General features: G+C 44.9%; 20 protein-coding genes and 1 pseudogene. 15 read left to right on the top strand and 6 right to left on the bottom strand.

Annotation, left to right across the window (positions count from 1 at the left end; genetic code table 11):
- Positions 1-113: 113 nt before the first annotated feature.
- The 4 genes from QUB64_RS26710 to QUB64_RS26725 all read left to right on the top strand — a co-directional run bounded on the left by QUB64_RS26710 (position 114) and on the right by QUB64_RS26725 (position 6,165).
- Positions 114-671 carry a Uma2 family endonuclease gene (locus QUB64_RS26710; protein ID WP_333266850.1) on the top strand — a complete coding sequence of 186 codons (558 nt, stop codon included), beginning with the start codon at positions 114-116 and terminating at the stop codon, positions 669-671.
- A gap of 125 nt (positions 672-796) precedes the next feature.
- On the top strand, positions 797-1,009 hold the full coding sequence (locus QUB64_RS26715) for a hypothetical protein (protein WP_333266852.1): 213 nt from the start codon (positions 797-799) through the stop codon (positions 1,007-1,009).
- A 181-nt stretch (positions 1,010-1,190) separates the two neighbouring features.
- Positions 1,191-2,618, top strand: a complete 1,428-nt coding sequence (locus QUB64_RS26720) for an MFS transporter (RefSeq protein WP_333266854.1) — start codon at positions 1,191-1,193, stop codon at positions 2,616-2,618.
- A gap of 1,183 nt (positions 2,619-3,801) precedes the next feature.
- Positions 3,802-6,165, top strand: a complete 2,364-nt coding sequence (locus tag QUB64_RS26725; RefSeq protein WP_333266856.1) for a GumC family protein — start codon at positions 3,802-3,804, stop codon at positions 6,163-6,165.
- Positions 6,166-6,247: 82 nt separating this feature from the next.
- On the opposite strand, the gene QUB64_RS26730 is transcribed toward QUB64_RS26725, so the two are convergent.
- The 5 genes from QUB64_RS26730 to QUB64_RS26750 all read right to left on the bottom strand — a co-directional run bounded on the left by QUB64_RS26730 (position 6,248) and on the right by QUB64_RS26750 (position 12,557).
- The gene (locus tag QUB64_RS26730; RefSeq protein ID WP_333266858.1) at positions 6,248-6,559 is read right to left on the bottom strand and encodes a zinc ribbon domain-containing protein; all 312 of its coding nucleotides are present in this window, start codon (positions 6,557-6,559) and stop codon (positions 6,248-6,250) included.
- Complete coding sequence (locus QUB64_RS26735; RefSeq protein WP_333266860.1) at positions 6,474-6,947, bottom strand: HNH endonuclease; 474 nt, start codon at positions 6,945-6,947, stop codon at positions 6,474-6,476. The genes QUB64_RS26730 and QUB64_RS26735 overlap by 86 nt, the downstream gene beginning before the upstream one ends.
- Before the next feature lie 12 nt (positions 6,948-6,959).
- Positions 6,960-8,162 (bottom strand): group II intron reverse transcriptase/maturase, encoded by a 1,203-nt coding sequence (gene ltrA / locus QUB64_RS26740; protein WP_333266932.1) that lies wholly within the window; start codon positions 8,160-8,162, stop codon positions 6,960-6,962.
- 707 nt (positions 8,163-8,869) lie between these two features.
- Entirely contained in the window at positions 8,870-9,634 is a 765-nt protein-coding gene (locus tag QUB64_RS26745) for an RNA-guided endonuclease InsQ/TnpB family protein (RefSeq protein ID WP_333266862.1), read from the bottom strand.
- 463 nt (positions 9,635-10,097) lie between these two features.
- Positions 10,098-12,557, bottom strand: coding sequence for a CBS domain-containing protein (locus QUB64_RS26750; RefSeq protein WP_333266864.1), 2,460 nt, complete (start codon positions 12,555-12,557; stop codon positions 10,098-10,100).
- A gap of 364 nt (positions 12,558-12,921) precedes the next feature.
- Here QUB64_RS26750 and QUB64_RS26755 point away from each other — a divergent pair, with 364 nt between their 5' ends.
- The 9 genes and pseudogenes from QUB64_RS26755 to QUB64_RS26795 all read left to right on the top strand — a co-directional run bounded on the left by QUB64_RS26755 (position 12,922) and on the right by QUB64_RS26795 (position 19,513).
- The gene (locus QUB64_RS26755) at positions 12,922-13,596 is read left to right on the top strand and encodes a HEAT repeat domain-containing protein (protein WP_333266866.1); all 675 of its coding nucleotides are present in this window, start codon (positions 12,922-12,924) and stop codon (positions 13,594-13,596) included.
- A gap of 230 nt (positions 13,597-13,826) precedes the next feature.
- The gene (locus QUB64_RS26760) at positions 13,827-14,426 is read left to right on the top strand and encodes a hypothetical protein (protein ID WP_333266868.1); all 600 of its coding nucleotides are present in this window, start codon (positions 13,827-13,829) and stop codon (positions 14,424-14,426) included.
- 84 nt (positions 14,427-14,510) lie between these two features.
- Positions 14,511-14,765 carry a hypothetical protein gene (locus QUB64_RS26765; RefSeq protein ID WP_333266870.1) on the top strand — a complete coding sequence of 85 codons (255 nt, stop codon included), beginning with the start codon at positions 14,511-14,513 and terminating at the stop codon, positions 14,763-14,765.
- A 98-nt stretch (positions 14,766-14,863) separates the two neighbouring features.
- Complete coding sequence (locus tag QUB64_RS26770) at positions 14,864-15,223, top strand: ArsR/SmtB family transcription factor (protein WP_333266871.1); 360 nt, start codon at positions 14,864-14,866, stop codon at positions 15,221-15,223.
- Positions 15,224-15,397: 174 nt separating this feature from the next.
- Entirely contained in the window at positions 15,398-16,105 is a 708-nt protein-coding gene (locus tag QUB64_RS26775) for an MIP/aquaporin family protein (RefSeq protein WP_333266873.1), read from the top strand.
- 7 nt (positions 16,106-16,112) lie between these two features.
- A pseudogene (gene arsH, locus QUB64_RS26780) lies at positions 16,113-16,768 on the top strand (arsenical resistance protein ArsH).
- Positions 16,769-16,881: 113 nt separating this feature from the next.
- The gene (gene arsC / locus QUB64_RS26785) at positions 16,882-17,283 is read left to right on the top strand and encodes an arsenate reductase, glutathione/glutaredoxin type (RefSeq protein WP_333266875.1); all 402 of its coding nucleotides are present in this window, start codon (positions 16,882-16,884) and stop codon (positions 17,281-17,283) included.
- 193 nt (positions 17,284-17,476) lie between these two features.
- Positions 17,477-18,463, top strand: coding sequence for an arsenosugar biosynthesis radical SAM (seleno)protein ArsS (gene arsS, locus QUB64_RS26790; protein ID WP_333266877.1), 987 nt, complete (start codon positions 17,477-17,479; stop codon positions 18,461-18,463).
- A 321-nt stretch (positions 18,464-18,784) separates the two neighbouring features.
- The gene (locus QUB64_RS26795) at positions 18,785-19,513 is read left to right on the top strand and encodes a TVP38/TMEM64 family protein (RefSeq protein ID WP_333266879.1); all 729 of its coding nucleotides are present in this window, start codon (positions 18,785-18,787) and stop codon (positions 19,511-19,513) included.
- Between the two features lie 155 nt (positions 19,514-19,668).
- Here the strand turns inward: QUB64_RS26795 and QUB64_RS26800 are convergent, their stop codons facing one another.
- Positions 19,669-19,821, bottom strand: a complete 153-nt coding sequence (locus tag QUB64_RS26800; RefSeq protein WP_333266881.1) for a hypothetical protein — start codon at positions 19,819-19,821, stop codon at positions 19,669-19,671.
- A gap of 169 nt (positions 19,822-19,990) precedes the next feature.
- On the opposite strand from QUB64_RS26800, the gene QUB64_RS26805 reads away from it, so the two are divergent.
- Positions 19,991-22,495, top strand: coding sequence for an ATP-binding protein (locus tag QUB64_RS26805; RefSeq protein WP_333266883.1), 2,505 nt, complete (start codon positions 19,991-19,993; stop codon positions 22,493-22,495).
- A 242-nt stretch (positions 22,496-22,737) separates the two neighbouring features.
- Entirely contained in the window at positions 22,738-23,637 is a 900-nt protein-coding gene (locus tag QUB64_RS26810) for a class I SAM-dependent methyltransferase (protein ID WP_333266885.1), read from the top strand.
- The last annotated feature ends 198 nt before the right edge of the window (positions 23,638-23,835 follow it).

Here is a 23,835-nt window from a genome sequence, read left to right on the forward strand (position 1 = left end):
GGGATTTGGGATTGAATAATTCACCCAATTTAAAATTTCAACTTCCTAGTTTCAACTATAACAGAAATCCTGCCCTCGTCTATCCTTCGCAAATTATAACAGGAAATAGAGCAATGACTGCAACAGATGTACGCTTGTGGACTGTAAACGAATACCGCCGCCTGACCGAAACTGGTATTCTCGATCCCGATGAACGAGTCGAATTAATTGACGGACAAATTGTTTCAAATAATTCTAAAAATCCTCCCCATGCTGCAACTAATCTCAGTGCGGGAGACTATCTCAGAACTCTGCTAGCAGGACTTGCTTTAATTCGCATCCAAAACCCGGTTACTCTGAGTGCAAATTCCGAACCAGAACCGGATCTTGCTGTCGTGCAAATCGACCCTAGGCTGTACCAAGATTTTCATCCCGCACCCGCTAACATTTTGTTGTTGGTAGAAGTAGCTGACACGACTTTAGAAACAGACCGCAACCGCAAAGCACGGGCTTATGCTAAGGCGGGAATTGCTGATTATTGGATACTTGATGTTAACACGCGGCAAGTTTATGTTTTTCGCGAACCGCTGGGGGGAAATTACCGACAAGAAACTATATTTGATGAAGAGGTAATTTTGTCAATGCTGGTTTTTCCCGAAATAGAAATTCAGGTAGGGCGATTGTTTCCTTAAGGGAGTTATTTGTATAGTTAGGCGGTGGGTTTATTTATTTTATGGGCGACAGATAAATGTTGCTGTTTAAACGGGCCCCTAGGTAATTTTTCAATGGGCGATTGACCTTTTTGGGAAATTTGCAAATGTGCGATTGGGCCAAGAGGGATAGCTGCGCAGCGCGTACTTTCTGTCGCTGGGTGGGGGCGGGTTTATCAAGATTGTTGGTGAGAATTAAAGATTGTTGTCGCTGGGTGGGGGCGGGTTTATTTCGATTGTTGGTGGGAATTAAAGATTGTTGTCGCTGGGTGGGGGCGGGTTTATTTCGATTGTTGGTGGGAATTAAAGATTGTTGGTGAAACCCGCCCCTACTATTCAATTACCAATTACCCATGACCAATTACCAATTACCTTTTTCCCAATTACCCAATCTTCAGGATCGTCCCGATCGCCCAAAAAAAACTTAGTATTACAGCGTAGCGCGAGTTATACTCCTATTGGAAAGACTGCGCCTGCCCAAAAATCCCGAAATCAAAGTTTATGAGCAACACTTCCCCCCCTGAACCAGTCGCCGACAACCCAAAAACCAAAAAACTCAGTTTCTCCACAAAGTTAGCATACGGCGCGGGAGACCTCGGCCCCGCAATTACTGCGAATGTTCTGGTGTTTTTCCTGCTGTTTTTCTTTACCAACGTGGCGGGTTTGGCTGCGGGGACTGCTAGCAACATTTTGCTGATCGGCAAGGTTTGGGATGCTGTAAATGACCCAATTGTGGGGGTTTTGAGCGATCGCACCTCTCACCCCTGGGGCCGCCGCTATCCTTGGATGGTTTACGGCGCAATTCCTTTCGGCATCTTCTTCTTTTTGCAGTGGATTGTTCCCAGCAAAGATCCCACGATATTGTTTTGGTACTATGTGGCGATCGGCATATTGTTTAACACGGCCTACACCGCCGTCAACCTGCCTTACACGGCCCTCACCCCAGAATTAACCCAAGACTACAACGAACGTACTAGCCTTAACAGTTTCCGGTTTTCTTTCTCGATCGGCGGCAGCATTTTGTCATTACTTTTAGGGAAAATTATCTTTGACTTAGTTAAAGACAATACCCAAAAATACTTAGTATTAGGTGCAATCTGTGCAGTAATTTCAGTATTGCCTTTGTACTGGTGCTTTTTCGGAACCCGCAAACACGTTTTCTCTCAATTGCAAGACAATCCAGTAGAAGACAATTCAACATCCTTGCCACTCGGAGAACAGGTGCGGATTGCATTTAACAATCGCCCTTTTTTGTACGTAATTGGAATTTACCTCTGTTCTTGGCTGGGAGTGCAATTAACTGCTTCGATTTTGCCTTACTTTGTCATCAACTGGATGAAACTGCAAGAAGCTGATTTTTTCCAAACTGCGATCGCAGTTCAAGGCAGTGCATTCGCCATGTTATCTGTTTGGAGTAGAGTTAGCGAACGCTATGGCAAAAAAGCTGTTTATTTTATGGGCATGAGTTTGTGGATTATCGCCCAAGCCGGACTGTTTTTCCTGCAACCGGGACAAGTTGTCCAGATGTACCTGTTAGCAGTTATGGCTGGTGTGGGAGTTTCCACTGCTTATCTCGTACCTTGGTCGATGATACCGGATGTGATTGAACTCGACGAACTCCAAACAGGAGAAAGACGCGAAGGCGTGTTCTATTCGTTTATGGTGTTGCTGCAAAAAATTGGTTTGGCGATCGGCTTGTGGTTGGTAGGCCAAGCATTAGAGCAAGCTGGATTTCTCGCCACAGTTCAGGGACAGGCTGCGCCCGTACAGCCGGATTCTGCGCTGTTTGCGATTCGAGTTGCGATCGGGCCGCTGCCCACAATTGCTTTAATTTGCGGCATGATTCTCACATATTTTTATCCAATCACCCGCGAATATCATGCCGAAATCTTGTTGAGACTTCGAGAAAAGAAAGCACAGAATCAGTAAGCTGTCATGAGTAGTGGGTAATTGGTAAATTCACCAAATAATAATTACCCGAAAGAATTGGTTTAAAGCCCGCCCGCCCGATCGGGAGAAATTAAAAGAAGACTATTCATTACTCCAATTCTCTTCCTTCTTTTGTCAAGTGCCCTCAAGCGGTCAACTGTCAAGCGGTCAACTGAATGAACAACAGCTCATCCGGGCGAGAGCCAGAGAAATTATCGCATCAGTTGCGAACTATTTCTATTCTATTACAAATGTGTCATAAACCTCTTTCATCGGTTCGTCGAAAAAAATAGCCCGTGGCGCGTTTCCCGCTAATATTGCTATAACTCTCATAGTAGGGCGAATCACAGCGATGGTTGTAGTAAGAGTCGAAGATCCCAGAAACCCGGTGTTTCTCCGACAAAACATCACATCGCCCAGCGCCATCCCCCCCCGGTAGCACAACCAAGAAGGCTGGATTTTTTCGAGATGTCGATCGACTTTGAGAACGCAAGTTATTAATTTTTATGTCTGTTGTGCACTATTGAGAGAATTTTGTGAGATAATTGGGTTGCTTATTAAGTCTAGAGACTTAATAAGCAGTCATCCAGCTCGTCAAAAAGTTGATAATTAAAAGATAAAGACAGATTTTTATGGGAAATTGATTCAATTAGTTGCCGTTCCAAAAATCGGCTGAATGCTGTTAATTATTATATGTACATCGAAAATGCCAAACTTTTTAGTGGGTCAGGAAAGCGGGTAAGTTAACAGGTGCTGCTGCCGTTGGTGGCGATCGCAGAAATGGCAGAGATGACCAGGCAATACCAGCGCGATCGGCGGCCCTGGTGTTACGGGAAATTGTAAAATTTTGGTAAAGTTATGGCGCGAGCTGTGGCGAAGCTCAGCGACACCGGAAAAAGTTGGATTCGCCGCCCATAAACCCTAAATACAAGCACAACACAGCAGACATAAATACAGTCAGATACAACTCTCTCTTCAGTTAGTCAAATAACTTTTGCAGCCGACACAACATAGGATTTAGTTATTTTTGTATACTATGTGAAAATAGTGAGAACTATTGGAAGGAAGTAGAACCAACCAACCAAGAATCTCCTGTGATATCCTGAAGTCAAGGGTGAAAGTATCAACCAGAAGGCTCGCAGAACCAAGCTGATTTTACCAAAAAAATATGAAAGAGGTCAAGATGGAAACAGAACAGGACGCTCATATCGTAGCAATTAGCAACCAGAGCAGACCCGCACAGCAATTGTCCGTTGACGAGGGAGAAGAATTAAGCGCGGCGCCTCAGAAAGGATTGAATCTCAAGCCGTTGTTTAGGACTTTTGCGCGACAAGCCCTAGTCATTATTGGGATTATGGCTCTAGCAGGCGCCGGAGGTTATTATCAGGTCAAGCAAGGCAAGAAAACATATCAAGCCGATTTTCGGATGCTAGTGGAACCCGTGACAACGGAGGCAAGACTTGCCGACGCCTCTGCCCTCGCCAATCGCAGTGAGGGGGGGGCAGTGCCTAATCGAGAATTTTTTAGTTTGGACTATCCAACTCAACTTCAAATTCTCCAGAGTCCTCAGATGCTGTCGGCTATTGCGAAACAAGTCCAACAAAAATATCCAGAAATGACCGAGGAACTTCTTAAAAAAGGATTAGTCGTGTTGCGCCTCGGAGAAAATGAGTTGACGCAAACTAAAATTTTGGAAGTTCGCTTCATGGGGCAGGACCCTAAATTAGTTGAGTTTGTTTTACAAGAAACTAAAAAGAAATATTTAAAGTACAGCCTAGACGAACGCAAGAGTCGCATTGGTCAAGGTGTTAATTTTATTGAAAACCAGCTTCCGGGACTCGACAAGCGAGTAAATGACCTGAAGTCTGATTTACAGGTGATACAGCAGCAGCAAAAAATTACCGATCCGAAAGAACAAGGCGCGCAATTGCTAGTGCAAATTCGCGCTGTAGAAACTTTAGAGTCAGAAACTCAAAGAATGCTCCAGGAACAGAAAATACTGTACGCTAACTTGCAAAAACAATTAGATTTTACACCAAATGAAGCTATTGCTGCTTCAGCTTTAAGCGAAGAACCTCAATATAAAGAGTTGCTGACCAAGGTTAAGGAAGTAGAAGGTCAGATTGCTGTAGAAACAGCTCGTTTTAAATCTGCTAACCCTATAGTGGAAGCTTTAGAGCGGAAGCGGGCAAATTTAGTAGCTTTGCTCAACCAGCAAACGGATCGAATTTTGGGGCAAAATTTGGTAGGAACTCAAGCCAATTCTAAAGTTCAGAATTTTCAAAATTCGATTCGCATAGGCTTGATTAAACAATTGGTTGATACTGCCAACCAAGTTCAAGTCTTAGAAGCTCGCAGTCAGGCGATCGCCCAAACTAAAGAGAATTTGAGCCAAAAAGCCAGAGAATTCCCCAGTATAGCTCGCCGTTACAATGAACTGCAACAGCAATTAGACATAGCCTCCCGCAGCCGCGATCAACTTTTAACTCAGCGGGAAACTCTGCGCGTCCAAGCAGCCCAAAGCCAAGTACCTTGGGAAATAATTTCTGAGCCCCGGATACCGAAAGATATTAAAACAGGCAAATACATTCCACTTCCCTCGAAAAGTGCAAACAACTTGATGATGGCAGTTATTGGGGGGCTAGTGTTGGGTCTGGTATTGGCTATCATCATTGAAAAGTTCCGCAATATTTTCTACTCTGCTGATGACATTAAAGATGCGATTGATGCGCCTTTATTGGGAGTAATTCCTCGTGACAAAAATTCTAAAAAGTTTCCGCCTTCTATTGCTAATGCCTATGCTTATCTTGAAGGAAAACAGGGTAATCATAAAAATGCTGCGGAATTTATAGAAGCTTTTGACTCTCTTTATACTAATATCCGCTTTCTTTCTTCAAATCGAACGATTAGCTCTTTGGCAATTGGTTCGGCTACAGTTGGCGAAGGCAAATCTACCGTTGCTTTAAACTTAGCCCACGTGGCAGCGCTGGCGGGTCAGCGAGTCCTGTTGGTAGACGCAAATTTGCATTCGCCCAGCCTGCACAGGCTGTTGGAACTGCCTAATGTCAAGGGATTGAGCAACTTTCTTGAAAATAAAAACGAACCGGATGAAATTATCCAGCGATCGCATCTAACGGATAATCTTTTTGTATTAACTGCCGGTCTTCCGGTTCCCGGTACTGCTAGACGGCTTGCCTCATCTCAGATGCAGTATTTAATGGAAGAATTTCAGGCAACATTTGACTTAGTGATCTACGATACGCCGCCGCTGGTTGACAGTAAAGATACAAATTTTTTAGCGGCGCGCACAGATGGCATACTGATGGTTGTAGCAGTTCGCCTGGTCAAGTTTTCTGTAGTCAAAAAAGTTTTCAGTCAATTAGAAAATTTTGGCATCCCCTGCTTGGGAACAGTTGCTAATCACGCCACCAAAGGCAAGAAGTATCCAGCATCTAAATCCTCATCACCTGTGGAAGAGAAAAATGAATATTTGAATTTTGCACCAGCACCGTCTGGCATCCGCAAACTAGCTCCCAAAAAAGAGTGAGATTGACATACTCCCCGACTATCAAGGCACGGGGATTCTAAGTTCAAACAGCAATTGCAAGCTTTCGCCTGTCTAACATCGCCTAACGCAGAGCGGTTGATGCCCCAACCGCACAAATATTTTTAGCGGCGTTTTCATCACGTCCATTCACTGATTGACAGGACGGACAACGCCATTCTCTTACCGACAAATCTAACTCTTTCAGGACATGGCCGCAGTTTGAGTTAGAGTCGATGGAGAAATCACTTTCCCCACCTCTCTTGCAAAACCGAACGTGAAACTTTCGCTTCATTCGGCTCCTCTTTAACTTAGCTTCTGTCACAAGTACCATAACTACCATCGTTGGCAGTTTTTTCATCGTGGCAATGTCGATGAAGTAATTGGAGATTATCATAAGAGTTTTTTCCTCCTTTTGATTTGGGTTCTATGTGGTCTATCTCCATCACGTCATGTTGTCTAAAGTAGTGACCGCAGCACGCGCATTTTCCTTTCTGTTTTTGAAGTAGCTTTGCCACTCTTATTGGTATCTCTGGGTGTTTTCCTAATCTGGTTGCCCAATAGGTGTAATTCCCATCATAAGGACTTCTAGTACCTTGCACTTTTATATACCTTGAGATTTCAGTTTCGCCGTGTTTGGCTAGTTTTAATCCCTCCGTGGTGCAGAATCGCCAGTTGTCAGTCCCTACGGTCTTCCAATATTTATAAAAAGCTTCATGTTTATTGCTTTTACGACATCGCCGGAGCGCCCATATTCTTATTTTTTGCCAGACCCGATCATCCATTTTACCAAATATTTATTGGCTGACTACATGGGAGTAGTAATTAGACCATCCTTTTATTATTGGATTTAGTTCGAGGATTAATTCGGACTGTTTCCTGTTTTTATGTTGGTCAATTACTAAACCCAACTTTTGTTGATGTGCTTTCCTTTTCTCCGAACTTGGGGTCATGAGCGTGTTAAATCCTAGACTTTTCCCTTGCGAGTTTTTGGCATTTCGATAGTTACCTGTCGGATATTGCCTGATCTTAAATCCTAGAAAATCAAAACCTTTGCTTCCATCTATCTCTATAAGCCTATGGCAGATTCTGGTTTTACTAGGTTTTAACTCTAATCCCATTTGGGTCAGCCATTCGGATCTTATTATTTGACACTTTTTAACTACTTCGATGTCTTCATGTATGCACACAAAATCATCTGCATATCTAATTAGACTGATGGCTTTCTTCAGATCTCTCGGTCTTACCTTAAATCCATTCCGATCTTTTATATTGATCGATTGAACGAATTCTTCGATTAGCTTTTCCAACCCGTGTAGGGCTATATTTGCTAATAAAGGTGAAATCACACCACCTTGTGGGGTTCCTTCTTCAGTCGGAAATAGTTGTTTTCCATCCATCACTCCTGATTTAAGCCATGCCCTAATTTGTCGTTGCATTTTAGGGAAGCTGTTAATCTTTTTGAGAAGTGCTTGATGATTGATTTTGTCGAAGCATTTAGCAATGTCCGCATCTAGTACATACTTGGCTTTTTGACCAATCTGAATGAATATTGCGGCTATTGCATCATGGCAACTTCTGCCTGGGCGAAATCCATAAGAGTTTTCCTCAAATACGGCTTCCCATTCAGGTTCAAGAGCTATTTTAGCTAGGGCTTGAACTGCCCTATCTCTCATGGTAGGTATTCCTAGTGGGCGTTTTTCACCATTGGGTTTTGGTATCCAGACGCGACGAGTCTTTTTACTTTTACCGTTGAGTTTTAATTCCCTTGCAAGTTTGAAACGTGCTGCTGGGGATAGAGATTTAATTCCATCCACTCCTGCCGTTTTCTTTCCCTGGTTGTCTTGTGTTACCCTTCGAGTAGCTAATAGCTTTGCTGACCATGAGTTAATCAGTGTTTTTTGAAGTCTGCGTACAGCTTTAGTATCACCACGACTCTTGGATCTGTAAATGCGCTTTTGTAACTTGTAGACGTTCTTTTCTCTTATTTTCCAGTTGATTTATTTCCCTTCACTGTTAAGATTTATTCCAGTGTATAATGGGATATCGTCTATCCATTCCACCCTGAACTTTGGTTCGGTATTAGACATATACATTACTAATCGCACCTTTACTATCTAAGTCAAAGTGTCTACATCTGCATATCCTTCCTATTACAGAAGGCTTTGGCTTCTTAGACAATCCTTCCCCCTGAATTATTATGGATGGTTTCCTACTCAGACATCGACCTTTCTGAGAGGTTAGAGGGGGTTGCTTCGTTCCCAATTACCTTTTGTTTGCGTCCTTAGAGTTCCACTTTCCACCGAGTTTATTGGTAGTGTAGGTTGGTCAGACTTGCAACTGCCAACACCTTAAGTATCTTTGCCTTTTGGCTTGGGCGATAACTGTCGTAGCCCATTCAGCCTCACGATGGTTCAGACGTGGATTCTGGCTTGCGCTTTACTCATAGACTCTTGCTTGATAGGGTTCCGCGTACAGTTCGCGGTTACTACCTTTCTATCCCGCTTTACCACTTTGATGACCATTCGCCGCAGTAGGGATAGTGCTGTCACTACTACACTTATAGGGTAAGACTTCCGATTTCTAGGTTACTTTCGGTCACTTACAAGGTAATGAAAGTTGTCATCTGTAAGGGATTAAAGTGCGAACTCAATCTTTGCTGGATTACCTTACAGAAGCTAACCGTCCCCCGATTGCTCGGTTTAGGTTAAACGAATCGCACACAAGTCTTACTGGATGGATACCATCTATCTATAAAGACGATCTGCTTATTTTTTTTCTTGGCAACCCATTCCAGGATTTGCAAAAATTCCCCAAAAGCCAAGTCGGAAATTTTACGACCCCACAGACGTTGCATTCCTTTGAGATTCAATGTCTCGAAACAGAGTACATCAAACCTATCGGTTAAATCAGCAGCTAATTTCCCGAACCAGTCAGAACGACGGTTTACAACGTCTTCATATCTACGGACTAAATTCTGCCTAGCTCTTTCCTGATTAGCTGAACCTTTTAGCTTCTGAGAATGCTGTCGATTGACTTTATTAATGACAGTGAGTGACTGTTTAAGGAATTGGGGTGATTCGATTTGAGTTCCATCTGAAGCTGTGAGGAATACTTTGAGACCGAAATCAAATCCAGCAATTCTACTCGTCTCGGATTTGATTTCTGGTGCGACAATATTGTCAACAACCACGACCATAAACAATTCACCTAGTAGAGTGCGTTTAATGGTTAAGGTTTTGACTTTTCCTTCAATTTGTCGGGAATTCCAATATTGATAAACTTTTGACCCAATTTTAACTCGGTTGCCACCCAGAAACTTGTACCCAGCTTGTTTAAGTGTGAAAGACTTATACTTACGTACTTTTTTGAAGTTGGGCGGTCTAACTCCTTTCTTGTGATGCTTGAAAAACAATTGATAGGCTTTTTCAATTCGTTGAGAAATATCTTGTACTGCTTGAGAGCCAACCAACTGCCAAAATTATTGACGCTTCCTTAGCTTAGCAATGTGAGCTTGGAGTTGAACACAATTTAAGTGTTTACCCCACATCCGGTAGTACCGCTTGTGGAGCGCAATACAATGGTTGTAGATTCCCCCTGCGGCGTTGATTGACCGTTTGAGAAATCTATTCCTTTTGTGTTGATACAGCTTAATTTTTAGTGTTTTCATGCTCTTAGTATACAGCGTTTAATTATCTTCTTGACTGAATAATTATTAAATTTTTTGATTTATGTCGCTTGATTTCCTAAGATTTAAAGAAAAAGCCGTCCTAGAAGGACGGGGCTTTAAACCCACTTTTCCGGTAAACCCGGATTTGGTATGAGAGTAAAAAAGATGACCCCACCCCAAAATTTTAGACAAAAGTTCAAGTTCCCAGATTCACGGAGCTGCAAGTCAATTTCAAATCTCAAATCTCAAATCGACTGGTGGCGGACTAATTCGCATCCGGCGTGGTAGGAAATGTGACGGTAAAATTAGTCCAGCCATTGCTGCTTTCAACCTCAATTTTTCCCTCCAACTGTTCGACAAGTTTTTGAACCAAAGCTAAACCCAAACCTGTACCTCCTTGTTTCCAGGGATCGGCGTTGGGAACTCGATAAAATTTCTCGAAAATTCGAGGCAATTCCTCTCTCGAAATGGAAGATTGATTGCTGAGTGTAAATTGGATGGAGGCAGCCAGAGCACTTGCTTGGATCGGATTTTTCTCGCTTCCTCCTTCTTCCCAGTCTCCCTTTTTGCACTCAACTTTCAAATAGATTTCGCCGTCATTGGCAGTATACTTGCAGGCATTGTTGAGGAGTTCTGCTAAAATTCGTCCTAAACTAGCGCGGTTGGAACAGATCGTGGGGAGGTGGCGATCGCACTCTACTCGCAAATGCTGGTGGCGGTTGTGGGCGCGGGTGTAAAACGGGTCGATAATTGTAGGTAGCCAGACTTCTAAGTTTACTGGTTCGAGATCGATCGGGCAAGCTGCTGCTTCGAGCCGCTGCAAATCGAGCAAAGCATTAATCAAATCGGTTTCTCTAGTACATTCAGTTTCTAAAATATCTAAATAAATCTGGCGCCGGTCTGGTGTGGGAGAAATTCTCAGCATATGAATAGCCATTTTCATATTAGCTAAAGGCGTCCGCAGTTCGTGAGAAACTGTGCTGAGAAATTCATCTTTTAGAACATTTAAATGCTGGAGCTCCTGCACTTTTTGCTGCAATTGGGCGGTACGTTCTTGGACTTGGCGTTCGAGGTCGGTGTTGAGATTTTGTACTTGCTGGTAGAGTTGTGCTTGCTGAATGGCGATCGCGATTTGAGTTGCCAGTTGCAGCAGCAAATCCAATTCCGAAGCCTGCCACTGCCGGGATTTGGAACACTGATGGACGCACATCATCCCCCACAAATTGCCATCTTGCAAAATTGGTACAATCAAATAAGCTTTGATTTGCGCTTGCTGGAAACGCGCATATTTTTCGGCACTCAAATTAGCTTTGTCGATGTCTGGGACGGCATAAATCTCCTGTTCGATCGCAAACGCAGCTTCCTGCCAAATATTGTCTGGCATGATTTCTCCCAAGATAGAAGACCACTTGGGGGCAACGGATTCTGCCACAAAAATGCCGAAATTGCTCGACTCCCAGCGCACGATCGCTACTCTGTCGGCTTGCAAAACTTGCCGGACTTCATCGACGCTGGCGTTGAGAATTTCTTCGAGGTTTAAGGATTGGTGAATCCGGAAGGAAATTTGAGTTAACAGCCGATCGCGCTGCACCTGTTCGTGGAGTTTGGCAGTCCGTTCGCGCACCTGCTGTTCCAATTTAGCATTGCGGCTTTGCAGCAGTTCCAATTTTTCCGATTGCAGTTGATAAACCGACTGCTGCAACTGTTTGACAACTCGGTACATTTCTGTGGGATCGAGGACTCTGAGCAAGCTGGTTTGAGTAATAATTCCCAGCAGTTCTCCGCGCCCGCCGCACACGACCAACCGCTGCACTTGTTGCTGCTGCATTTGTTTGTGCGCCGTCCACAGAGAATCGGAAGGTTGCAGAAATTGCAGGGGAGTTCTCATGACTTTTTGAGCTGGGGTTTCCTCGAAATTTAGTTCGAGAAACTGTGCCTGCACGATGTCGTATTCGGTAACAATTCCCAAAGGTTGGTGAAAGGAATAGTGAAAAATGGAGGTATGCTCATCTTTGGGCTTCTCCATTGTTAATTCTTTGTTTTTTGTAATGACTACGCAACTGACTTGATGCTCTGACATCAGTTCGGTTATGCTCAGCAGCGAGGCGGTGTGGGGCGCTGTAATTGGCGTAGTCATCAATTCTGCTACCCGCCGCAATTTGAGAATGTTGGAAGGTTGCAATACTTGGCGAATTCTTTCCCGCGTCAGCACTCCTACCAAGTGCCGGAATTGATTGACGATCGGCAAATAGCGAATTCGGTGCTGGCGAAATAAGGATAAAGCGGTAAACACGTCTTGGTCGTCGGATTCTGTGAGGGAAACCGACACCGGGGACATCACTTCGGAAATTGGTATTTTGTGGAGGGCTACTTTTTGCAGGCTGTTGATTTTGCCAGAAGCGATCAGCCTCACTAAGTCGGCGGGGGTTAGTATGCCGATTAACAGCCCGCGGCTGGGGTTTTCCGATAAGTTACCTGTGGTAATAGTCTGCTGGTTATGCACGACGAGCACGCAGCGGGCCCGCACCTTGTCGGGTACGGACGCTTCGGTCATCGCCCCCCGCTCTGAGGGTAAAGGCGTTTTGACTAGGGGACAACTGTTTTGCAACTGACTCATCAGGGCGATCGCCACTGCTAAGGAAGTTTCTGGGCCGGCAGTTAGGGGGTAGCGGTCGATCGCTTGTTCTAAAGCTGAGGAGTAAAAGGGGGGGTGGTACAAGGGCATGGTTGATTGCAGGTTGTCGGAGGGCGGCTAATACCATTTTCTATTTTTGATTTTAGATGGGGAATCGCTTATTGCATAAGGGTTTGGAGCTTCCCTAACGTTGTATTATTTTCAGAAAATGGTATAACAATCGGGCAAAGCCTTAGGGAACGGCCCAAACACCTCGCCTGTGCTTGAATTTTAAATAATAGACTTGCTCATTTATTATTTTCATGCAATTTGAGCTTTAGATTAATACTCTCACTAATCCGTAATTTCACTGAGTTCAAATCCTGGGGCGGTTTTTACTGCCTGCTTTTTTCCTGAGACTCCCCTATAATCAAAATCAGCCGAATGTAAAGTTTTACTACAAAATTTACCCATAATGACAACTTTAAGCTTAGAGCAAATTGCAGCCAAGTTAGAAAGCGAAAATTCAGCCGATCGCATGGTGGCTTTGGCTAACTTGCGGAACGTGCCGGCTGAAACGGCGGTACCTTTGATTAAAAAGGTGTTGAACGACGAAAGTTTGCAAGTGCGATCGATGGCTGTGTTTGCTCTCGGGGTCAAACCGACTGCTGAGTGCTATCCTATTCTAGTCAAATTGCTAGAAACTGACCCGGATTACGGCATTCGCGCTGACGCTGCGGGTGCTTTGGGCTATTTGGAAGATATCAGAGCTTTTGAGGCTTTGGTGCGCGCTTTTTACGAAGATACTCAATGGCTGGTGCGCTTTAGTGCGGCTGTTTCTCTGGGAAATCTCAAAGATCCGCGGGCTCGCGACGTGCTGCTGAAAGCTCTCGATAGCGAACAAGTGGTGATCCAGCAGGCGGCGATTTCGGCTTTGGGGGAAATTAAGGCAATTGGCGCGATCGATCGCATCCTCAACTTTGCTCAGTCGGAAGATTGGCTGATCCGCCAGAGGCTGGCTGAAGCTTTGGGCAATTTGCCGAGTGTGAAGAGCGTTTCGGCTTTGAAATACTTAGAAAAAGATAAAAATTCTCAAGTATCTGAAGCGGCAACATTTTCTCTCGATCGGCTTTCCAAAGCAGAAGGGTAAAATGTTGTAGGGGCGGGTTCACCCAAAATCTGTAACAGCAGTAGAATCAGATAAACCCGCCCCGGTTGCGATGTTTTCAATAAGTTATTAGACTATAATTACATAATAAATCTTCGCTCGATAGAACAACCGCAGATGAAGGGCAGATACACACAGATAAACGCAGATGTTTTTCAATATCGTAGAGTGAATGAGCGCCAGAGATCTATTGTTTGGGAAGAGTGAGTTAAATGCCGTACAGTCAATTTAGCGTGGAACAAATTAAGACAATTTTTGGCATAAGTTTTAATAGAACGGTTGGCTTGTTTGCCGACATCCCCGAAATAGAACCCAGCAATTTTTTGCAAGAAACTTTGCAATTCAATCGGCCTTTAGCACTAGAAATAAATTCGGAGAAAGCTCGCTCCGAACTAATTGTCGCGCCGATATTAGTTGAAATCAAAAAACGGCTGCCGGAACGGATGAGTTTATTTTCAGGTAGAGAGTTCAATGTAGACCCTGCTAGGGGTTTGAGCGGTTATTGCGATTTTCTAATTAGCCGATCGCCCGAACAGCTAGTCATCGAATCCCCAGTGATCGCCTTGGTGGAAGCCAAAAATGACAACATTCAATCTGGTTTAGGGCAGTGCATGGCAGAAACGATCGCAGCGCAAATATTTAACCAGCGTCAAGAAAATGACATTCAGACAATTTATGGAGTTGTGACAACTGGGAGTATCTGGAAATTTTTCAAACTCGAAGGAATTGCGATCGAAATTGACACAGACGAATATTTTATCAATAATGTTGCTAAAATTCTCGGAATTTTAATAAAATTTATAGAGTCTTGACTCAAACCAGAATTTATTATTGAAGTTGCTGCGTGCAAATCGCAAGTTAAAATAGTTGTTGACACCCTCGAAGCATAAACAGCCATGAATCAACCGCCAAATCCTTTTAACTCAAGTCCATCAAATCCCCTAGACCCCTTGCAGCAAGAACTTGACGAGCAAGGCGAAGGATTGCCGAAACGCTATCACCCGGCTACTAAGAAGACTCTGCAAAAATTATTCCTCATTCTGATAGTTGTCGGGGTAGTTATTGGCGGAATTGTATCTGTAGGGGTGATTTCGCTGATGCAAAAAGCCGGACTGACTGATGTGCCGGCGCGGGTACAGAATCCGAAGTAATATCTACTCGGAAGGATCTGTCGATGCTAAATTCAGCAATTTTCAGGGATGAAGCCTGAGAAATATGATGTTTTGTATGGATTTTTTCAAAATAATTGATGCTTAAAAATTCGACAGCCAAGCCCGATCGCACTCCACAACCTCAGATTTCCCAAAAACAGGTCTCCGCTGGCTTTCACGCTCTTTCTGACCCCCTGCGGATTCAGATTTTGGAGTTGCTGCGGGAACAGGAGTTGTGTGTTTGCGATTTGTGCGATCGGCTGGGAGTCCCTCAGTCTAAACTCTCTTTCCACCTCAAAACCCTAAAAGAAGCCGATTTAGTCCGCAGCCGCCAAGAAGGCCGCTGGATCTACTACAGCCTCAATTTAGCTCAGTTTCTCTCCCTGGAAGAGTACCTCGCTGAGTACCGCCGTTTCAGCCAGATGCTGCCGGCGCGGCCTTGTGCTGATGCGGGTTGACTCATTAATATTTTTTGATGAGTAATATCATTTCCCCTAAAGTAACCGCTATAGGTTCGTAGTGAGGACTTTAGTCCGCATCCAGCCAAGGACTAAAGTCCTCACTACGAACCAAGAGAGTTGACGCATCAATTTTTTTTGATATGATGGTTGTGAACCAATGAGTTGACGGCGATGGGTGCAACAGCAAAGAAATTAGCTTTTGGGGAAAATCGAGATTGCAGCCGAGAAGCACTCGCCGAAGGCCTCGGCACGTTTATGCTAGTTTTTGCAGGCACCGGTGCGGTGATGGTGAACAAAATTAGCGGTGGTTCTGTAACTCATTTAGGCGTTAGTTTTGTATTTGGTGCAGTTGTAGCCGCGATGATTTACGCGATCGGGCATATCAGCGGCGCCCACTTTAATCCAGCCGTAACCTTAGGATTTTGGGCGAGCGGTTTTTTCCCAAAATACAAAGTTTTGCCTTACATTTTGGCACAGTGTGCGGGGGCGATCGCAGCTTCCGCACTGCTGCTAATTACCCTAGGAAAAGTGGCAAATCTCGGTGCAACTATCCCTCTTAACGGCAATTGGTTGCAGTCTCTAATTTTAGAGACTGTTCTGACTTTTATCCTGATGTTTGTAATTTTAGGTTCGGGGCTTGACAGGCGCGCTCATATCGGCTGTGCGGGGATAGCAATTGGCTTGACTGTAGGCTTAGAAGCTGCATTTATGGGGCCGATTACCGGAGCGAGCATGAATCCGGCGCGATCGCTCGGCCCGGCCTTAATTGGCGGCATTTGGGAACACCACTGGGTTTACTGGGTTGCTCCGATTTGGGGCGCGCAGTTAGCCGTCGCTGTTTACCGACAAATGTCTAACGGGTTTCGGGATTTTAATTAAAAGTATCATGGGAAATTTCACGCACAAACCGAGAATTCTGTTTTTATACGGCTCTTTGCGAGAGCGTTCTTACAGCCGCTTTTTGGCGGAAGAATCGGCTCGAATTATTGAGGAATTCGGTGCCGAAGTTCGGTTTTTCAATCCTCGGGAATTGCCGATTTATGGCAGCGTTCCCGATACTCATCCCAAGGTTCAAGAATTGCGGGAATTGAGCCTTTGGTCGGAGGGTCAAGTGTGGTCGAGTCCAGAAATGCACGGCAATATTACGGGGATTATCAAAAACCAAATTGACTGGATTCCTTTAAGTATTGGCGCTGTCAGACAGAAGGAAAGGCAGAACTTTGGCGGTGATGCAAGTTAGCGGCGGTTCGCAGTCTTTTAATGCTGTTAATACTTTGAGGATTTTGGGCCGCTGGATGCGGATGTTTACGATTCCAAATCAGTCTTCGGTTGCTAAGGCTTATCAGGAATTTAATGATGATGGGACGATGAAGGATTCGCCTTTTCGCGATCGCGCGATCGATGTCATGGAGGAATTGTACAAGTTTACTTTGCTGTTGCGGGAGCAAGTGGACTATTTGACCGATCGCCACAGCGAACGCAAGGAACAAGCGGCCTTCGTAGGCGATCGCCCTAGCAAATCGCGCCCTGGAAGTTAATTAAGGCGATCGTTAGTGTTCGTAGTGAGGACTTTAGTCCTCTGATTGATGCGGACTAAAGTCCTCACTACGAACCATTTTTATTGAGAGAACATCAAATTACAACTAACAAAAACCATGAAAAAAGTAATGTTTGTTTGCAAAAGAAACTCCTGCCGATCGCAAATGGCAGAAGGATTCGCTAGAACCATCGGCAAAGACAAGATTTCCGTCACCAGTTCCGGCTTAGAATCAAGCAGAGTTCATCCGACAGCAATTCAAGTCATGTCAGAAATTGGCATTGATATCACCGATCAAACATCTAACGCCTTAGGCGAATTCAACGCCGAAGATTACGACGCAGTAATTTCTCTGTGCGGCTGCGGCGTTAATTTACCCGAAGCCTGGGTATTGCGAGAAGTATTTGAAGATTGGCAACTCGACGATCCCGACGGACAACCGATCGCAACTTTTCATCGCGTTCGAGGTGAAATTAAAGCACGAGTTGAAAAATTAGTTGACTCTCTCAAACAAGATTAATAGTCCTGGACGCACGGGTGGTCAGAAACCGGGTTTTTTTCAAGAATAGGCGTCACAACCCGCAAAAACCGCAAAAACCCGGTTTCTTTGACTTTGATGCGTCCCGGACTATGATAATTAGTGCTAAATTATGAGAGGCGTTCCCCGGAATGCCTCTACATTCGTTGCGAGCACAGACTAAAAAATTTAGCACATGACTCAAACCGCAATCACACCTTTCAAAAACAAACTCAACTCAGCTTTAACTAAAAAGCAGATTACAGTTTTACAAATTAATCTAGGGAAACGCTGCAACCTCGCTTGCACTCACTGTCACGTAGAAGCTAGCCCGACACGAACTGAAGAACTTTCGCCGGAAGTTTGCGAACAATTAATTGAACTTATTCGCCGTTTTCCTCAAATTCAAACTGTTGACCTCACGGGCGGTGCTCCCGAGATGCTGTACGGTTTTAAACCGCTGGCGGAAGCTGCGACGGCGGCAGGTAAAGAGGTCATTGTTCGTTCTAATTTGACGATTTATTTTGAAAATGGCTTTGAAGATATTCCCGAATACTGCGCGCAACACCAACTTAGAATTGTGGCATCGCTTCCCTGTTACCAAGCTGACAATGTTGACAAAATGCGCGGCAGCGGTGTTTTTGACAGTTCGATTCGGGCGCTGCAAAAGCTGAATCAGTTGGGCTACGGAAACAACCAAAATTTAATTCTAGATTTGGTGTACAATCCGCAGGTTCCGACAACAGATAAGTTTTCGCTGACAGCGGAACAGGGCAAGTTACAGCAAGATTATCAGGTTTATTTAGCCGAACATTTTGGGATTTGTTTTAATCACTTGTTCGCAATTACTAATTTGCCTGTGGGACGGACTAAGTTTCATTTGGAACACAAAAAACTGCACAAGCCTTATCTGGAGTTTTTGGAGAATAATTTTAATCCTGGTACTCTGGAGCATTTAATGTGTCGCAACGAATTGTCGATCGACTATTTGGGCAATGTCTACGACTGCGATTTTAACCAAATGGAGAATCTGCCCGCGAAAACTGGCAGCGGAGAAAGGATAACTGTTGCTCAATTGCTGGAATCTGGTAGTTTAGATGTAATTCAAGAGGTGCAAACTGCTGCTTATTGCTACGGCTGTACGGCGGGTAGCGGTTCTAGTTGCGGCGGTACTTTGATTTGATTTGAGGGAAAATTTGCGCTGATAGCAGTTTTCAATTCTGTGAAATACGGGACACGGCACCGCGCCTTTTGTCGTGTCAACTTAAGTTCAAATGTAGTGTCAGTCTACTGTTGGACAATTAGGCCCAGATCCCCCCGGCGCCCCCCTTCCCAAGGGGGGGACAAGATTCCTGTCAAAGTCCCCCTTTTTAAGGGGGATTTAGGGGGATCGAGACTATGCTACCAGCAAGATTTATCAGGGTTTTAGGCGATTGTTGTCACCATGAAGGACACGGCGCCGTGTCCCTACCCTGCAAGCAATTTAGACTTAGGAGTTTAGGTAATGAATGATTTGCGATCGCCCGGTGAACAAAATCCACCACCATCAAATAAGTGGAAGCTGATTGTAGGGATTGGTTTAGCTGTGGCTTTGATTGTGGCGGCCAAGTTTTTCAATTTTCAAGGAATTCTGACAAATGCGCTATCGGCGATCGCCAATCTCGGCCCTTGGGGCCCCGCAGCTTTTATCCTAATTTACATTATCGCCACAGTTTTATTTATCCCCGGTTCCTTGCTGACTCTCGGTTCTGGCGTTTTGTTCGGAGTCCTGGGCGGCACGGTTTGCGTTTCCATCGGCTCGGTTTTGGGCGCTACTTGCGCTTTTTTAACAGGTAGGTATTTAACTCGCGATTGGGTTTCCAAACAGATAGCAGGTAATCTCAAGTTTCAGGCGATCGACTCCGCAGTTGCCTCTGAAGGATGGAAAATTGTGCTGCTGACGCGGCTTTCGCCAATTTTTCCGTTTAACCTACTTAACTATGCTTTTGGAGTCACGCAGGTTTCTCTCAGAGACTATTTTTTCGCCTCTTGGATCGGCATGATTCCCGGAACAGTGATGTATGTTTATATTGGTTCCTTGGCTGGGAGTTTGGCTGCGATCGGAGCACAAGGGCGATCGCGCACTACTGCTGAGTGGGCTCTCTACGGCATTGGTTTAGTAGCAACAATCGCCCTCACCGTTTATGCAACCCGCTTGGCCAAAAAAGCTTTAGACGCAAAAATTTCTCCTTGAACCGATAGCGCAAGTTAGTATAATTGTCAACAGGGATTTCACCCTACATCATAATACATTGCTAATTTGAAAAACTCCGTATTTTCTCTGTGTTATTTACAGTTATTTTGTTATACAAACGAGAGAGATATTAAAGATATCGTAAACCACCAAGCTCAAGCAGGTAAACCGAAGGTCGAAATGTAAAGTTGATGCCAAAATAAAATGCGTTCGCGCGATCGAAATATTTTTTTAAAAGTCAGGAATGTAATACCATTTCTCACAAAAAATGCAACTGCTTTGCCCGCGATCAAAACCACGAAATTCATCAGTCATTCTCAATCCTTTAATCTCCAATCCCCCAATCGAAAATGGTATAAGTCCTGATTGGTGTAACCAATCAGGACTCAAACCCTCACTATTTGCCTAATATTAATTCTGCCGGATCGCCAATGACGAATGCCGTTTGATCAATTAGACTCTCGACGAGAACATTTGATGATGCAAAACCCAGCAAATCAAGCCCGAGCTGTGTCTGCGCAGCCGCCCCACCAAACAAAAAAGCTGCCCCGCTTTTGGCAAAACATCAGTAATTCTGCTCAATTGCGGTGGCAGCAAGCGCACAGTCTTTGGCAGCACAGACGGCAGCGCCGCCATTTGCTGACCTTGCTAATTCTGGCCAGCACGGCTTTAACGATGAGCACAACTGCTTGCATCAGCTATTTTTTTGTGCGCGGACTAATCCTCGACAACTTAAAGGAAGTAGCACTATTAAAACTAGAAAAAGGCACCGACGAAATCGATAGCTGGCTGAGCAGTCGCAAAGCAGAAATAGAAACCATCGCTTACTCTCCTACGGTTCGCACTCTCAATTGGAAATTAGTTGAACCGATTTTACAAGGAGAAACATACAGGTTAAAAGAGTATTTCGTCTTGTCATTAATTCAAGCCGATGGCTCAGTGCAGAACACTTTAGGCACTACCACGAACAGCAAAGACCGCAAATACTTTCAAAAGGCAATGGGCGGAAACGTCAAGGTTTCAGACCCGCTGATCGGACGCAGCACAAAGCTTTCTACAATCATAATTGCATCTCCAGTTTGGGCATTGCCTCCCACTCCCAATAAAGTAATTGGAGTCCTTGCAGGCAGCATTAAAGTAGACCGAGCAGCAAATGTGGCGCAAAGCTTGCATTACGGTTCAGACAGTTATGCTTTTGTGCTTAATTCAGAAGGAGTGCCAATTGTTCATCCCAACAATAAATTAACAGGAAATATCGATCGGCCAGCCCCAAGTTTTTTAAACTCGCAAGACCCAGGACTCTTCACAATTTCGCGCCATATGACCAGCCGCCAGACGAACATCGAACTGGTAAAAATAGATCGCAAATGGGTGTATGTGGCCTACGCTCCCCTCAACGAAGTTAACTGGTCGATGGCTTTAGTCATTCCCCGCGAAAATATTGAATCCCAACTGCAAGCATTAAATTTGCTGACATCCGTCGTCGCTGGACTGATCGGCCCGGCAATGCTAGCAGCAATTTGGCTAATTTACTCCTCCGAAAACAATCGCGCTCAAGCCGAGCGAGAAGCCATGCTAAACCGCATTGCCGGACGCATTCAGGCTTCTCTAGAATTAGACAAAATCGTGGCAAGTACAGTCGAAGAAATAGTGAATTTGCTGCATCTAGAACGGGCGGCTTTTGGTTGGTACGAACCGCAAAATAAACTCTTACAAATTATGTGGGAATGTTGCGAATCTGACGGTCCGAAAGAAGCCATAAAGTTTGAGCCTTACTTTGTAGAAAATTTGTCATTACGCACCGATCAATGCGAGCCAATGATTCTTTCGAGTGACACTTTGGCTGAGGGTGCAAGTCAACCTATCGAACTTAAAGCTAATAGTTATTTAGCCGTGCCTGTCCAGACTCAAAACCAGCCACAGGGTTATTTAATTTGCAGTCATGCTACTCATTGGTTTTGGAGCGGGGAGGAAATCCAACTGTTAAAAGCTGTGGCAGACCAATTGGCGATCGCAATTACTCAATCTCACCTTTACAGTCAAACCCAAGACCAAGTAAAACTGCTGAATAGTGCCTTGCATGAACTGAAAAAAACTCAAACTCATTTAGTTCAGAGCGAAAAAATGTCATCCCTGGGTCAAATGGTTGCGGGGATAGCGCACGAAATTAACAACCCGGTTAACTTCATTTCGGCTAATTTGCCTCACAGCACCAAATATACTAAAGATTTATTAGACTTGGTGAGTTTATACAAACAAAAATTCCCCGAGGCTCCCCCGGAAATAGCAGATTTTACCGAAGCAATCGAGCTGGAATTTATCGAGGAAGATTTGCCGCATATATTGAATTCTATGAAAATAGGAACCGAACGTATTCGTAGCATAGTTCTTTCTTTGCGCAACTTTTCTCGCCTCGATGAATCAGACAAAAAGCTGGCGGACATTCACGAAGGTATGGAAAATACCTTGCTGCTGCTCTCCAACCGCATAAAAAATGGAATTTATATAGTCAAGAAATACGGAAAAGTGCCTTCATTCGAGTGCTATCCGTCTCAGCTAAATCAGGTGTTTATGAACTTGCTGAGCAATGCGATCGATGCCTTGAACGAGATCGATCGCCTGGACAAAATCATTACTATTTCCACGGGCGTCGTTCGTGAAAATGGCGGGAAATTTATGAAAATGGCGATCGCCGACAACGGCCCGGGCATTCCCGACAGCATTAAAGACCAAATTTTTAACCCATTTTTTACTACCAAACCCGTGGGCCAAGGCACAGGTTTGGGATTGGCAATTAGCTACAAAATTGTAGTGGACGGACACGGCGGCAGCATCCAAATTTCTCAACCTCCAGGCGGCGGGACGGAGTTTTTGGTAAAAATTCCGATTAGTAATGAGCACCAAGAAGCAAGCAGGAAGAGGGAAGGAAGGCAACGGATGAGTGTCGCGGAGGCAAAGTCCAATCTAAAATCTAAAATCTAAAGAGGTTCGGCCACAAGCAATGTACGGGAGGTAAACGCCAATCTAAAATCTCAAATCAAAAATCGACTGACTGGCTGGCGTTGGCTAAAATTAAAAGAGTTGTTTAGGACTTACGCATAAGAGATCCCCCAACCCCCTTCTCAAGGGGGCTTTTCAGATTCCCCCCTTTTTAAGGGGGGCTAGGGGGGATCGGGGTTTCAAGCTTCAAGTGCGTCCAGGACTATTGTTGTGCAAGGAGTTTTATGGCTGTTGGTAAGGATACAATTTTCGATCGCTTTTTGTCGCCCCTGATACGACTGGCGATCGACGAAGAAGCACTGAAACGACTCTACGAAGGTATCGACTGGGAAGCAGCGGGCGATCGCCACCGACAACCCAACCTAGTTTATCCCGAATATTACAGCAGCCAAAACTTTCACGGCATCCAAGGCGGCTACCTCAACTCCAGTGCAGCGGTTTCCTACGATCCAATCACGCAATACGTTTTGCCTCCCCACGAAACAGTCGTCAGACAAGGCTTAATCGACGCTGTGCGGGTGAAACCGCGCCGAATCATCGATTTGGGATGCGGCACCGGTTCGACAACCCTGATGCTCAAACAAGCCTTTCCCCAAGCGGAAGTTGTCGGCCTGGATTTGTCGCCTTATATGCTGGTAGTCGCCGAAATGAAAGCGCAAAAAGCCGGGTTAAAAATCGAGTGGTTGCACGGAAAGGCCGAAAGCGTGGCTTTTGCTGACGCCAGCTTCGATTTAGTTGCAGCTTCCTTGCTGTTTCACGAGACGCCGCCTGCTGTATCGCAGGCAATTTTGCGAGAAAGTTTCCGACTGCTGAAGGTTGGGGGACAAGTGGCAATTTTGGACGGAAATCAAAAAACTTTGCGGCAGACAGAGTGGCTGACTGATATCTTTGAAGAGCCTTATATTAAGTCTTACGCCGCTGGTAGTATTGATGCTTGGGCGGGGGCTGCTGGATTCGCGGCGGTGCAAACTCAGGATCACTGGTGGGTGCATCAGGTAACGCAGGGTGTGAAACCTCTTCCTGGGGAAGATTTAGAGCCGGTGCGTCAGGCGAAGGTGTGGAATTTGGGCGATCTCGCTCCTGATTTTGATGGCGATTTACCGGGCATTCCGGCTTACAGTTGACAGTGGACAGTGGACAGTGGACAGTGGACAGTGGACAGTGGACAGTGGACAGTGGACAGTTGGCAGTTGACAGTGGACAGTTGGCAGTTGAGAGTTGGCAGTTGACAGACTAATGACCAATGACTAATGACCAATGACTAATGACCAATGACTAATGACCAATGACCAATGACTAATGACCAATGACCAATGACCAAT

The sequence above is a fragment of the Microcoleus sp. Aus8_D2 genome, assembly GCF_036702665.1.
GTDB lineage: Bacteria > Cyanobacteriota > Cyanobacteriia > Cyanobacteriales > Microcoleaceae > Microcoleus.